The sequence below is a fragment of the Massilia genomosp. 1 genome (genome assembly GCF_011682185.1).
GTDB lineage: Bacteria > Pseudomonadota > Gammaproteobacteria > Burkholderiales > Burkholderiaceae_D > Telluria_A > Telluria_A rubra.
The window spans coordinates 16,626-30,333 of record NZ_WHJF01000022.1; the positions used below are offsets into that span (position 1 = coordinate 16,626).

Below are 13,708 nucleotides of genomic sequence, written 5' to 3' on the forward strand. Positions count from 1 at the left end.
CCCGCGATGAACTTTGTCATTACACCCTCCGGTGCGTGTAAGGACAGCTCGTCGCCTACTTAAAGGATGCACACGTAATGCGCCACACCCTCCTCCCTTCCCCGTCCCCGTCGCTGCGCCGGATCGCCGCCTGCACCCTCGCTGCGCTGGCTTTGTTATCGGCCTGCGGCGACAAGAAAGACGCAGCGCCAGGCGCCGGCGCCCAGCGCCCGCCGCCGGAAGTGGGGGTTATCACGGCCAGGTTCGAGCCAGTCGCCCTGCAAACCGAGCTGCCGGGCCGGGTCGAACCGATCCGCGTGGCCCAGGTGCGCGCGCGCGTAAACGGCGTGGTGCTCAAGCGCTTGTTTACCGAGGGTAGCGAAGTCAAGGCCGGCCAGGAACTGTTCCAGATCGATCCAGCCTCGTACGCCGCCTCGCTCCTCTCCGCCCAGGCCACCCTCGGCAAGGCCCAGGCCAACCTGACCCAGGCCGCCGCCCAGGCCGCGCGCTACAAGCCGCTGGTCGAAGCGAACGCGGTCAGCAAGCAGGAATACATCAACGTCGTCGCCACCCAGAAGCAGGCCGAGGCCGACGTCGCAGCCGCCAGGGCGGCGCTGCAGATCGCCCAGATCAACAATGGCTACACCAAGGTCACCGCGCCGATCGCCGGTCGCATCGGCCGCGCGCTGGTCACGGAAGGCGCGCTGGTGAGCGCCACCGAAGCGACCCAGCTGGCCCTGATCCAGCAAACCAATAAGGTCTACGTCAACTTCACCCAGTCGGCCACCGACCTGCAACGCCTGCGCAAGTCGGCCAGCCTGAAAGTGCGCAACGCCGAATCGCTGCCGGTGACGATCGTGATGGAAGACGGCTCCGAACTGGCCGACAAGGGCAAGCTGCTGTTTTCCGACGTGAGCGTCGACCCGACCTCGGGCCAGGTCACCCTGCGCGCCGAAGTGGGGAACCAGGATGGCATGCTGCTGCCGGGCCAGTATGTGCGCGTGCGCCTGTCGCAGGCCGAACTGCCGGCCGGGATGCTCATTCCCCAGCAAGCCGTCACGCGCGGCAGCCAGGGCGACACGGTCATCATCGTCGGCCCGGACGGCAAGCCCGGCCCGCGTCCAATCAAGGTGGCGTCGCAGCAGAACGGCAACTGGATCGTCCTGGACGGCATCAAGCCGGGCGAACAGGTCGTCGTCGACGGCTTCCAGAAAATGCAGGCGCCCGGCATGACGGTCAAGCCGGTGCCGTGGACGCGCAACGCCGCGCCGGCCGCCGGTGGCGCACCCGCCGCCGCCGCTCCTGCCGCCAGTGCCGCCGCCGCGCCTGCGGCCAGCGCCGCGCCGGCCGCCGGACGTTAAACATATAACAGGACTACTTCATGGCTCGTTTCTTTATTGACCGCCCCATTTTTGCGTGGGTGATCGCATTATTCATCATGGTTGTCGGCGCGGTGGCGATCACCCAGCTGCCGATCGCCCAGTACCCGACCGTCGCTCCGCCGGCGATCGTGGTCACCACCAGCTATCCTGGCGCCTCAGCCCAGACCCTGGAGGACAGCGTCATCAGCGTGATCGAACGCGAGATGAACGGTTCGCCCGGCCTGATCTACATGGAATCGAACAGCCAGGCCAACGGCAGCGGCACCATCACGCTCAGTTTCGAGACCGGCACCAATGCCGACCTGGCCCAGGTCGACGTGCAGAACCGCCTTGGCCGCGCCACCCCGCGCCTGCCGCAGGCGGTGGTGCAGCAGGGCGTGCGCGTCGATAAAGCGCGTTCGAACTTCCTGCTGTTTACCATCCTCTCGTCGGACGATCCGAAATGGGACCCGATCGCGCTGGGCGACTACGCCTCGCGCACCGTGCTGCCTGAAATCCAGCGTATCCGCGGGGTCGGCCAGGCCCAGTTGTTCGGTACCGAAAAAGCCATGCGCATCTGGATCGATCCGGCCAAGCTGGTCGGCTTTAACCTGTCGCCGGCCGATGTGAACAACGCCATCCGCACCCAGAACGCGCAAGTGGCCTCGGGCACCATCGGCGACCTGCCGAACATCGGCGGCCAGGCCATTACCGCCACCGTGGTCGTCAGCGGCCAGTTGGCCAACGTCGAACAGTTCGGCAATATCGTCCTGCGCGCCAATCCGGACGGCTCCACCGTGCGCCTGAAGGAAGTGGCGCGCATCGAAATCGGCGGCCAGAGCTACTCGACATCGGCGCGCCTGAACGGCAAGCCGTCGACCGGTATCGGCATCCAGCTCGCCCCGAGCGGCAATGCGCTGGAAACGGCCAAGCTGGTACGCGCGCGCATGACCGAACTGTCCAAGTATTTCCCGCCCGGGATGAAATACGCGGTGCCGTTCGACAGCTCGGCCTTCGTCGAGATCTCCATCAAACAAGTGCTCGAAACCTTGGTCGAAGCGGTGGTGCTGGTGTTCCTGGTGATGTACCTGTTCCTGCAAAACTTCCGTTACACCCTCATTCCCACCATCGTGGTGCCGGTGGCCCTGCTCGGGTCGCTGGCCTGCCTGCTGGCGATGGGCTTTTCGATCAACGTGCTCACCATGTTCGGCATGGTGCTGGTGATCGGTATCGTGGTCGATGACGCCATCGTGGTGGTCGAAAACGTCGAGCGCATCATGAGCGAAGAAGGCTTGCCGCCGCTCGAAGCGACGCGCAAGGCGATGGGCCAGATTTCGGGCGCCATCATCGGCGTGACCGTGGTGCTGGTGTCGGTGTTCGTGCCGCTGGCCTTCTTTGCCGGCGCGGTCGGCAACATCTACCGCCAGTTCTCGGCGGTGATGGTCACCTCCATCATTTTCTCGGCCTTCATGGCGCTCTCGCTCACGCCGGCCATGTGCGCCCACTTCCTGCAACCGGTGGAAGCCGGCCACCATCACGCCAAGACCGGTTTCTTCGGCTGGTTCAACCGGGGCTTTACGCGCACCGCCAAGAAGTACGAAGGCTGGGTCGCCACCACCTTGCGCCACACCGGCCGCTCGATGATCGTGTTCGTCGCGCTGGTCGCCGTGGTGGGCCTGCTGTTCGTGCGCCTGCCGAACTCCTTCCTGCCGAACGAAGACCAGGGCTACATCATCGCCAACTTCCAGCTGCCGCCTGGCGCCACGCTGGAACGCACCGGCAAGGCGCTGCGCGAGGCCGAAGACTTCATCCTCAAACAGCCCGAAGTGGCCAGCATGGTCGGGGTGCAGGGTTTCAGCTTCTCGGGTTCGGGCCAGAACATGGCGCTCGGCTTCATCACGCTCAAGAACTGGAAAGAGCGCACCGGCGCGGGCCACAGCGCCGGCGACGTGGCGGGACGTATTTCGGGCCGCATGAGCAAGGTACGCGACGCCTTCATCTTCGCCATCAGCCCGCCGCCGATTCCTGAACTGGGCAGCAGCACCGGCTTCTCGTTCCGCCTGCAGGACCGTGGCGGACTGGGACGCGAGGCGCTGCTGGCGGCGCGCGGCCAGGTGCTCGGCGCGGCCAGCAAGAGCCCGATTCTTGCCGGCGTGCGGCCGGAAGGCCTGGAAGACGCGCCGCAAGTGCAGCTCGAGATCGACCGCGACAAAGCCAATGCGCAGGGCGTGACGTTTGACGCCATCAACACCGCGATTTCGACCTCGCTCGGTTCGTCCTATGTGAACGACTTCCCGAACGCCGGGCGCCTGCAGCGCGTGGTGGTGCAAGCCGACGCCAAGGACCGCATGCAGCCAGAAGACCTCTTGAAGCTGAACGCGGTCAACAACAAGGGCCAGCAAGTGCCGCTGTCGTCGTTCGCCACGACGCGCTGGATCACCGGCCCGATGCAGACGGTGCGCTACAACGGCTACCCGACCATGCGCATCGCGGGTGATGCCGCGCCGGGCCGCAGCACCGGTGAAGCGCTGGCCGAAATGGAACGCATCGCGTCCGAACTGCCGCCGGGCTTCGGCTTCGAATGGACCGGCCAGTCGCGCGAAGAACAACTGTCCGGTTCGACCGTGTTCATCCTGCTCGGCTTCGCCCTGCTGGCGGTGTTCCTGGCGCTGGCCGCGCTGTACGAAAGCTGGTCGATTCCGGTGTCGGTGCTGCTGGTGGTGCCGCTCGGCGTGCTGGGCGCGCTGCTGGCCGCCGGCAGCCGCGGCTTTCCCAACGACGTCTACTTCAAGGTCGGGCTGATCACCATCATCGGCTTGGGCGCGAAGAATGCGGTCCTGATCATCGAATTCGCCAAAGACCTGCAAGCGCAGGGCAAGGGCGTGGTCGAAGCGGCGATCGAAGCGTGCCACCTGCGCTTCCGCCCGATTCTGATGACATCGTTCGCGTTCATCCTCGGCGTCATGCCGCTGGTGATCGCCAGCGGTGCAGGTTCGGCCAGCCAGCGCGCCATCGGCACCGGCGTGGCCGGCGGCATGATCACCGCGACCGCACTCGGGGTATTCTTCATCCCCGTGTTCTTCGTGGTGGTGCGCAAACTATTCAAGGGCAGCGAGCGCCAGCGCAAGAAGTACGCGCACGAAGATGGCGCCGCGCCGATCGCAGAGGTAAAACATGACTGATTTGATGACAAGACTGACTCCCCTGGCGCTGGCGCTGGCCCTGGCCCTGGCCGGCTGCGCATCGATGGCGCCGAAGTACGAGCGTCCGGCCGCGCCGGTGGCCCCCGCTTTTGCGCTGCAAGCCGTCGGCAGCGCCAGTACCGAAGCGGCGTCGGGCATCGCCTGGCAGCGCTTCTTTGCCGATGCGCGCCTGAAGCAATTGATCGAACTGGCGCTGAACAATAATCGCGACCTGCGCGTGGCGATCCTGAACATCGAACAGGCGCGCGCGCAGTACCAGATCCGCCGCGCCGACCGCCTGCCGTCGCTCAACCTGAGCGTGGCCGGCAACCGCTCGCCGGGGCCGGACGACAGCATCACCAGCCTGTACACGGCCGGGATTGGCGTCAGTTCCTTCGAACTCGACCTGTTCGGCCGCGTGCGCAGCCTGAGCGACGCCGGCCTGGCGCAGTACCTGGCCAGCGAAGAAGCGCGCAAGAGCACGCATATCAGCCTGGTGGCGTCGGTGGCGAACGCGTATTTGGGCCTGCTGGCCGATGAAGAACTGCTGGGCCTGACGCAAAAAACCTTGTCGGCGCGCGAGGAATCGCTCAAGCTGATCCAGCTCAAGTACGACAATGGCGTGGTCTCCAAGCTCGACCTGCAACAGGGATTGTCGCTGCTCGACAGCGCGCGCGTGGTGCTGGCGCAGCAACAGCGCCAACGCGCGCAGGATGTCAATCTGCTTACCCTGCTGGTCGGCCAGAGCTTGCCGGCCGGGCCGGACACCAGCACCACCCTGGCGGCGATGGCGCTGAGCGAACTGCCGGCCGGGCTGCCATCGGACCTGCTGACGGTGCGCCCGGACATCCGCGCCGCCGAGCAGCAACTGATCGCCGCCAACGCCAACATTGGCGCTGCGCGCGCGGCCTTTTTCCCGCGCATAACGCTGACCGGCAATGCCGGCAGCGCCAGCAGCGAGTTGAGCGGCTTGTTCAAAGGCGGCTCGTACGGCTGGACCTTTGCGCCGCAGATGGTGCTGCCGATCTTCGACTACGGCCGCAACAGCGCCAACCTCGGTAGCGCCAAGGCCGGGCGCGAGATCGCCGTGGCACAGTACGAAAAATCGGTGCAGACGGCCTTCCGCGAAGTATCGGATGCGCTGGCGGGCCAGGCCACCTTCGGCGAGCAGTTGCGTGCGCAGCGCGCGGTGGCCGAAGCCGAGGCCGAGCGCTTCAAGCTGTCGGACCTGCGCTATCGCAGCGGCGCGTCGAGTTACCTCGACTTGCTCGATGCCCAGCGCTCGCTGTTTTCCGCCGAACAGGCGGCGGTGCAGGCCAATTTGCAGCGCTTGCAAAACCAGGTCACCCTCTACCGCGTGCTCGGCGGCGGCTGGACCGCACCGCAATAAACCCCGCCGGGGTCAGGTCTGACATTCGGACACGAGCCCAGCCGCTGCACCGCGCCCCGCCGGTGTCAGGTCTGACATTCGGACACGAGCCCAGCCGCTGCACCGCTGAGGCCGTGTCCGAATGTCAGACCTGACACCGGGGTGGGGTATTCATGGAAACCATATGTGTACGCTATTTAATACAACCGTCACCGCCGCCGCGTTCATGCTTTCCGCCAGCGCCAGCGCGGGCGCCGCGCAGCAAGCCGACTTGCCGGCACGCCTGGCCGGGCACGTGCGCGCGATCGCTTCCACCGAGCACAACACCGGCACGCCCGCCGAACTCGAAAAAGCCGCCCTGTATCTCGAATCGACCCTCGCCGCCCAGGGCTACACGGTGCGCCGCGACGAGTATGTTTTCGATGGCCACAAGGTGCGCAACCTGGAGGTGTCGATATCGAACGCCGCTCCCGGCAAGCAGCCGGAGCGCATCTATATCGTCGGCGCCCACTACGATTCCGCACCCGGCACCCCCGGTGCCAACGATAACGGCAGCGGCACCGCCGCCGTGCTGGAACTGGCACGCTTGCTCAAGGGCCTGGTGCCGGCTCCCGGCAAGGAACTCAAATTCGTCCTGTTCGTAAACGAAGAACCACCCTACTACAACGGCCCGGGCATGGGCAGCCGCCGCCATGCGCGCGCACTCAAGGCGCGCGGGGCGAACGTGGAAGCGGCGCTCATCCTGGAAACCATCGGTTACTATTCCAACGCCAGCAACAGCCAGCACTACCCGCCCGGCATCGGCGCGTTTTATCCCGACCAGGGCAATTTCATCGGCTTCGTCAGCACCCTCGGCTCGATGGGACTGGTGCGCAGGACCGTGTCGGCCTTCCGCGATGCCTCGCCCTTTCCCGCCCAGGCGCTGGCGGCGCCGTCGTTCGTGCGCGGAGTCACCTGGTCCGATCACACCTCCTACAACCTGGAGGGCTATAGCGCGATCATGATCACCGATACCGCTACCATGCGCTACCCGCACTACCACACCAGCGCCGATACGCCCGATAAACTCGATTACGCCAGCATGTCCAGGGTGGTCGAGGGCATGTCGAGCGTGATCGGGGCGATGCTGCAAGGGCGCTGACGCGCGCGCCGGGCGCGGCCCGCACGCAGCACCTTGGATGAACGCCGCTTTCGCGGTATGCTATGCGTCAGGATCCTCCTTGAGCGGGTACACGGTGAGCCACTTTCGAACGCTGCTGACGTCTTCCCTGCTGGCCTTGTGCATGGCGCTATGCACGGCCAATGCACAGGCGCGCATCAAGGTCGTCGTCGCCACCGATTCGTGGGCCCAGCTGATGTACCTGGACAGCCGCAACGTGCCCGCGGGCGACCTGGCCGATTTCATCAACCGCATGAACGAGGTGCAGGATACCTTCCAGTTCGACCTGGTCATCTACCCGCGCCTGCGCGTCGACCGCGTCTTCATCGACAAGGAGGCCGACGTATATCCTTTGCGTACCACCTTGTGGACCCGCCCGGAACTCGGCCTGCTGCCCACCAAAACCATCTTCACCAGCGGCGATATCTATTTCGCGCGCCGCGCCAACCGCTTCGGCGGACACAAGGTGTTCGACGACCTGGCGGCGAAAACCGTGGCCGGCGTGCGCGGCTACCATTACCAGCTATTTAACAATAACGCCGACGAATCCTATATCTGGAAAAACTTCAACGCCTATCTGTTCAGCTCCAACGAAGGGGTGATCCGCTTCGTACAGGCTGGCCGGGCCGATGTCGGCATCGTGCCCGAAGTGATCATGGCGAAGTACATGAACGACCCCAAGGTGCGCCAGCAACTGATCGTCGCCGAGCGCTACGATTCGCAAGTCGCGCTGTCGAACCTGGTCAGGAAAGACGGGCCCATCTCGGTGGAGCAAATGAACGCCATCGTCGACCTGCTGGTCAAATCGGGCGATGTGCAGAAACTCAAGGCCAGGCTGAGCATTCAAGCGGTGCGCCCGCCTAAAAAGTGAGCGTGCGTTTGCCGGCGTCGGCCAGGAAGGCGGTGGCGTCGTCGCCGGTCAGCGGCCGGCTGAACAGGTAGCCCTGCATCACGTCGCAGCCCAGTTCGCGCAAGTGGCGTGCCTGCGCGGCTTGTTCGACGCCTTCGGCGATCACTTCCAGTCCCAGGCTTTGTCCGAGCGCGATCACGGCCCGCACGATGGCCGCGTTGCCGCTGTTGTTCACCATGTGGCGCACGAAGGACATGTCGATCTTGAGCTTGTGGACCTTCAGTTGCTGCAGGTAGGCGAGCGACGAATAGCCGGTGCCGAAATCGTCGATCGACAGGCGCACCCCGAGCGCGCGCAGGTCGGCCAGCGACTGGAACGACAGTTCGCGTTCGAGCATGACGAAGCTTTCGGTGATCTCAAGTTCCAGCTGTTCGGGCGCGATGCCCGCTTCGTCGAGCGCGCGCCTGACCGAGTCGAGCAGGCGCCCCCGGCTCAGCTGCACCGCCGAGATATTCACCGCCGTGTGACGCGGCGCCAGCCCGGCGTCGCTCCAGCGGCGGATCTGGCGGCAGGCCGTTTTCAGGACCCAGTCGCCCAACTCGACGATCAGGCCGCATTCCTCGGCCAGCGGGATGAAGGCGGCCGGCGCCACGTTCCCGCGCACCGGATGGGTCCAGCGGATCAGTGCTTCCAGGCCGGCCAGCGCGCCGCTGCGCAAGTCCATCTGGGGCTGGTAGTGCAGCGAGAACTCGCGCCGTTCGAGCGCGCCGCGCAAGTCCGCCTCCAGCGCCAGCCGCTCCCTGGCGCGCCCGCTCATCTCCGGCGAGAAAAAGCGCAAGCCCCCCGGCCCCTTGGCCTTGGCCTGGTGCAGGGCCACGGCGGCGTTGCTTTGCAAGGTTTCCAGATCGGCGCCGTCGGCCGGATACAGCGCAATGCCGATGCTGGCGCCGACGTAGGCGCTGGTGCCGTCGAGCTGGTACGGCAGCGACAGGGCGTCGATGATGCGCTGGGCCAGCAGGTCGGCGCCGGGAGCGTTCGCTTCGCGCTCGAGCACGATATTGAACTCGTCGCCGCCCACGCGCGCGAAGGCGCGCGGCCACCTCGACCAGCAAGCGGTCGCCGGCGCTGTGCCCCAGGCTTTCGTTGATCGTCATGAAGTTGTCGAGGTTGATGAACAGCAGGGCGAACTCCGATTGCGCATGCCCGGCCTGCTTGAGGGCGTGCGCCAGCAATTCGCCGAACAAGGCGCGGTTCGACAGGCCGGTCAGGGCGTCGCGGTGGATGGCGATATCGAGCTGCTGTTCGGCCTGGCGCCGCTGCGTGATGTTGGCGTACGAACCGCGCCAGCCGCGCGCCTGGCCGGCGGCGTCGCGCACCCGCCTGGCCACATGCTCGACCCAGCGCTCGCTGCCGTCGGCGGCGCGGATGCGGCACGCGAACGGGGCGCTTTCGGCCTGGCCGCCGTCCGGCCCGCACGCTTTCCAGGCCGCCAGGTCGGCCGGCTCGACGATTTTCTCCATCAAGCCGGGATCGGCGAAAAAGTCGGCCGGCGCATAACCGGATACGGCGCTGCAGGCCGGCGAGACGTACAGGTAGCTGCCGTCCTCGGCCACCCAGTATTCCCAGTTCGGCGAGTAATCGGCCAGGATGCGGTATTTTTCTTCGCTTTTCTGGAGCAAGGCGGTGCGCTGGGCCACCTGCCGTTCGAGGTGGCGCCGCAGCCGGCTCAGTTCGAGGTGGGTGCGCATGCGCGCGCGCACTTCCTCGATATCGAAGGGCTTGGTGATGTAATCGGCCGCGCCCAGCGCGAAGCCTTTGAGCTTGTCTTGCGCCTGGTCGGCCACGGTGACGAAAATGATCGGAATGCGGTGGTGCTCCGGCAAGGACTTGAGGTACTGGCATACCTCGTGGCCGCCCATGCCGGGCATCCTGATGTCGAGCAAAATCAGGTCGGGCGGCGCCGCGCCCTGCACCAGCTCGATGGCCCTGGCGCCGGAATCGGCCAGCATGATGCGGTACTCGTCGCGCAAGCCTTCCAGCAGGCCGTGCAGGTTTTGCGGCACGTCGTCGACCAGCAGCACGCTTGGCACGCCGGCCGGCTCGGCGCCGGGCGCCTCCTCGAACTGGGCCGCATCGGCGCGGTAGCGTTGCAAGGCCAGTTGGGTATTGACGCGCAAGAGCAGCAATTCCGGGTCGACCGGCTTGGTGATGTAGTCCGCCACGCCCAGTTCGAGGCCGCCGGCCACGTCGGCCGCGTCGTCCAGCGCGGAGACGAAAATCACCGGGATATGGCTGGTCGCAGGGTCCGATTTCAGGCTTGACAGGACCGTGTAGCCATCCATGCCAGGCATCCTGATGTCGAGCAGGATCAATTCCGGCTGCGGCGTGCGGCGCGCCAGTTCCAGCGCCTTCCGGCCCGAGGTGGCGGCCGTCAGGGTGTGGGTCGCCCCCAGGATATTCATCAGCAGGTGCAGGTTGTCGTGGACATCGTCGACGATCAGGATGCGGGGGCGATGTTGGCTGAAGCGGTTCATGGCGTAGTTCCGGATGACAGCGGGAAGGGGACGGCGGCGGCGGGCGGCGGCATGGGATCGGGCTGGCCGGACTGGCTCAGTTGCAGGCGCAGGGCGCGGGTCAGGGCCACGGCTTGTTCGATGTCGAAGGCGTCGGCGCAGTCCGCGATCGCGGCAATCGCGGCGGCGGCGTCGGTGCCGGCCGCACTGGCGCGCAATTGCGCCAGCAAGAAGACGGCCCGCCCCAGGTCGTAATCGAGTGCGCCGCTCAACTGGTCGAGCAGGTCAAGCAGGGGAGCGCCCGCCACCGCCGGCCCGCCGGCGGTGGCGGTGGCGGTGGCCGGCGCCAGGCTGTCGATGTCGGCCAGCAGCGCGGCATGCAGTTCGTGCAGCGACGCCAGCGCGGCCGCGTCGGGGGCCGTAGCGTGCTTGAGATTGGCGCTGATGGCGGCCAGCCGGGCAAACAGGGCGCCCGCGCCCAGGTTGCCGGTCACGCCGAGCAGGGTATGGCAATACGCGTCGGCGCTGTCATGGTCGGGCGCGGCCAGCATGGCCGTCAGGCGCGCGGCGGCGTCGCCGTAGTGCTCGCGAAAGCGCAGCAGCTGGCGGCGGTAGGCGGCGGCCTTGCCGCCGATGCGGCGGATGCCTTCGCGCGCGTCCAGGCTGGCCAGCGCCAGCAAGTCGGCCGGGAAGTCGGACGCGGCCGGCGCCGTCGGCGCCCCCGCTTGCGACTCCGCTTGCGACTCCGCTTGCGACTCCGCTTGTGGCCCGGCCGGCGCGCTGCGTACCCAGCGGCCCAGGGTGGCCATCAGGCGCTCGGGCGCGATCGGCTTGGTCACATGGTCGTTCATGCCGGCCGCGCGGCTCTGCTCGGCGTCATGGGCCATCGCCAGTGCGGTCATGGCGATGATCGGCAGCGCGGCGAAGCGCGCAGCGTCGGCGCCGGCGGCCATGGCGCGGATCCGGCGCGCCGCCTCGAGCCCGTCCATCACCGGCATCTGGACGTCCATCAGCACGCCGTCGTAGCTGCCGCTGCGGACCATCTCGACGGCTTGCCGGCCATTGGCCGCCTCGTCCACCAGGATGCCTTCGCTTCGCAACAGTTCGCTTGCAAACTCGCGGTTGATGTCGTTATCCTCAGCAACAGGCGTACGCCTGCCAAGCCCGATGCGAGCGGGCGCAAGGCCGGCGGGCGGCGCCCGTGCTTGTCCAGGAGCCGTTTGCGGCCCAGCACCGACAGCATGGCATCGAGCAGGGTCGAGGGCGAGACCGGCTTGATGAGAAAACCATCCACGCCCGCCTGCTGCGCCAGCCGGAATACATCTTCGCGCCCATAAGCGGTCAGCATGACCACCTTGGGCGAGGCCACGATACGCGGATCGGCGCGCAGCAGGCGGGTCACTTCATCGCCGTTCATGCCGGGCATGCGCCAATCCATCAGGACCAGGTCGAACGGTTGCGCGCTGGCGGCGGCCAGCGCGGCCAGCGCCTCGGCGCCATCGGCGGCCACGGCCACGTCGAGCTGCAGGAAGCGCAGCATGTCGGCCATGATCTCGCGCGCGGACTGGCTGTCGTCGACCACCATGACCCGGATACCCTTGAGCAAGGGGCCGACCGGATCGACCAGCAGCGCCGGCGCCGGCGCCGCGGCCCCCGGGCGCGCCAGGGTCAGTTTGAGGCACAGGGTGCTGCCCTGCCCCGGCGCCGAGTGCGCAATCCAGATGCGCCCGCCCATCAGTTCGAGCAGTTCCTTGCTGATCGCCAAGCCCAGCCCGGTACCGCCGAAGCGGCGCGTGGTGCTCTGGTCGGCCTGGGTAAACTTGGTGAACAATGCGCCCTGCACCTGCGCCGACATGCCGATGCCGGTGTCGCGCACCGCCATGTCGATGGTGATCTCGCTGTCGCTGCTGGCCACGGCGCGAAAACTCAGTTCGACTTCGCCCTGCTCGGTAAACTTGATCGCATTGCCGCACAGGTTGAGCAGGATCTGGCCCAGGCGCAAGGGGTCGCCCAGCAGGACCGAGGGAACCGCCGGATCGTAGCGGATCAGGAACTCGACCCCTTTCTGCCCGGCCTGGTATGCAAGGGTGTCGGTCAGTTGTTGCAGCACATCGTCGAGGCTGAACGGGATGATGTCGATATCGAGTTTGCCGGCTTCGATCTTGGCGAAGTCGAGGATGTCGTTGATGATGCCAAGCAGCGACAGCGCCGCGCTTTGCGCCTTGCCCAGGTAATTCCGGAGCGCCGGGGCCGGCTCGGTTTTCAGCGCCAGGTAGAGCATGCCCAGGATCGCGTTCATCGGCGTGCGGATTTCATGGCTCATATTGGCCAGGAATTGCCCTTTGGCCAGATTGGCGGCTTCGGCGGCGTCCTTGGCCTGCTGCAATTCGCAGGTGCGTTCGGCCACCAGGTGTTCGAGGTTCTGGTTGACGCCCTTGAGCTCCTGCACCAGTTCGAACAGCTGCGCTTGGCTGTCGTTGAGGGCGCCGACCAGCTGGCCCAGTTCGTCCTGGTAGGGGTAGGCGATGTTGTCCGCCCTGCGCTCGCCGTGCGCGGCGCGCCACTGCGCCACCCCGCGCGCGACCTCGGTCACGCTGCGCGAGAGGCGATAGCTGATGGTCCAGGACACGATCAGCCACAACAGCGTACTGCCGAGCACGGAATTGAACAGCACCACGAAGAAGCTGTACTTGGTGCGATCCCACAACACGTCGCCATTGGCATACAGGTCGAGATGGCCGATCAGGCGCTGCTTGTTATCGCGCTCGGTGTAGCGCAAGGCCACCGTTTCCTGCTGGTAGCGGGGCAATGCCGAACCGGCCTCACCGGAGCGCACAGTGGGACGGTCGCCGTCGCCAACGAGCTCCTGGCCGTCGATATTGCTGATCCGCACCCCGGTGACAATCGCATTCTGGCGCACGCCACGCACCACGGCCCGCAGGCGGGCGGTATCGAGCTCCCACAACGCTTGCGCCGCGCCCGGTTCCACAGTGCGGCCGAGCGAGGCCAGGTCGCCGGCGATGGCGCGGCTGACCGATAAATACTGGATGCCGAGTTGCAGCACCGTCATGCTCACCGACAGCAGCAGGTACCACGGCAGCATGGTGTAGAGAAGGCGGCTGGCAAGCGTTTGCGTGCTGAACATCGACCCTCCGGTCAAGGGACATCCCCGGCTTGCAGGCTGTGCATGCGCCCGCAATGTCCTTGATGTGGCGCAGTAGCTTGCCCGACGCGCCATGTTAGCGCCCAGTCATTCATTCTAGTCGGATGGGATGCCAGCGTGCAAGCGTCAGGT

General features: G+C 66.4%; 8 protein-coding genes and 1 pseudogene. 5 read left to right on the forward strand and 4 right to left on the reverse strand.

The features are described 5' to 3' along the window. Positions 1-77 precede the first annotated feature (77 nt). The 5 genes from F1735_RS10695 to F1735_RS10715 all read left to right on the forward strand — a co-directional run bounded on the left by F1735_RS10695 (position 78) and on the right by F1735_RS10715 (position 7,921). Complete coding sequence (locus tag F1735_RS10695) at positions 78-1,340, forward strand: efflux RND transporter periplasmic adaptor subunit (protein ID WP_167236908.1); 1,263 nt, start codon at positions 78-80, stop codon at positions 1,338-1,340. A gap of 20 nt (positions 1,341-1,360) precedes the next feature. Further along, a complete protein-coding gene (locus F1735_RS10700) occupies positions 1,361-4,522 on the forward strand; it encodes an efflux RND transporter permease subunit (RefSeq protein WP_167236909.1) in 3,162 nt (1,053 codons plus the stop codon). A 4-nt stretch (positions 4,523-4,526) separates the two neighbouring features. Continuing rightward, positions 4,527-5,912 (forward strand): efflux transporter outer membrane subunit, encoded by a 1,386-nt coding sequence (locus F1735_RS10705; protein ID WP_167236910.1) that lies wholly within the window; start codon positions 4,527-4,529, stop codon positions 5,910-5,912. A 163-nt stretch (positions 5,913-6,075) separates the two neighbouring features. Then, a complete protein-coding gene (locus F1735_RS10710) occupies positions 6,076-7,032 on the forward strand; it encodes a M28 family peptidase (protein WP_167236911.1) in 957 nt (318 codons plus the stop codon). Between the two features lie 94 nt (positions 7,033-7,126). Continuing rightward, on the forward strand, positions 7,127-7,921 hold the full coding sequence (locus tag F1735_RS10715) for a substrate-binding periplasmic protein (RefSeq protein WP_167236912.1): 795 nt from the start codon (positions 7,127-7,129) through the stop codon (positions 7,919-7,921). Here the strand turns inward: F1735_RS10715 and F1735_RS36440 are convergent. The 4 genes and pseudogenes from F1735_RS36440 to F1735_RS10725 form a co-directional block, all read right to left on the reverse strand. Next, on the reverse strand, positions 7,911-8,717 hold the full coding sequence (locus F1735_RS36440; RefSeq protein ID WP_308627198.1) for a putative bifunctional diguanylate cyclase/phosphodiesterase: 807 nt from the start codon (positions 8,715-8,717) through the stop codon (positions 7,911-7,913). The genes F1735_RS10715 and F1735_RS36440 overlap by 11 nt on opposite strands. 90 nt (positions 8,718-8,807) lie before the next feature. Then, positions 8,808-10,434: pseudogene (locus F1735_RS36450) on the reverse strand (response regulator); the annotation flags it as partial. Next, positions 10,431-11,513, reverse strand: a complete 1,083-nt coding sequence (locus F1735_RS36455) for a response regulator (protein ID WP_229505709.1) — start codon at positions 11,511-11,513, stop codon at positions 10,431-10,433. The gene F1735_RS36455 and the pseudogene F1735_RS36450, both read right to left, overlap by 4 nt. After that, complete coding sequence (locus F1735_RS10725; protein WP_229505710.1) at positions 11,423-13,558, reverse strand: ATP-binding protein; 2,136 nt, start codon at positions 13,556-13,558, stop codon at positions 11,423-11,425. The genes F1735_RS36455 and F1735_RS10725 overlap by 91 nt, the downstream gene beginning before the upstream one ends. Positions 13,559-13,708: the final 150 nt, after the last annotated feature.

What these genes read in the sequence shown, in the direction of transcription:
- F1735_RS10725 (WP_229505710.1), bottom strand. Translation starts at nt 13,558, where the DNA reads ATGTTCAGCACGCAAACGCTTGCCAGCCGCCTTCTCTACACCATGCTG.
- F1735_RS10700 (WP_167236909.1), top strand. Translation starts at nt 1,361, where the DNA reads ATGGCTCGTTTCTTTATTGACCGCCCCATTTTTGCGTGGGTGATCGCA.
- F1735_RS36440 (WP_308627198.1), bottom strand. Translation starts at nt 8,717, where the DNA reads ATGAGCGGGCGCGCCAGGGAGCGGCTGGCGCTGGAGGCGGACTTGCGC.
- F1735_RS10710 (WP_167236911.1), top strand. Translation starts at nt 6,076, where the DNA reads ATGTGTACGCTATTTAATACAACCGTCACCGCCGCCGCGTTCATGCTT.
- F1735_RS10695 (WP_167236908.1), top strand. Translation starts at nt 78, where the DNA reads ATGCGCCACACCCTCCTCCCTTCCCCGTCCCCGTCGCTGCGCCGGATC.
- F1735_RS10705 (WP_167236910.1), top strand. Translation starts at nt 4,527, where the DNA reads ATGACAAGACTGACTCCCCTGGCGCTGGCGCTGGCCCTGGCCCTGGCC.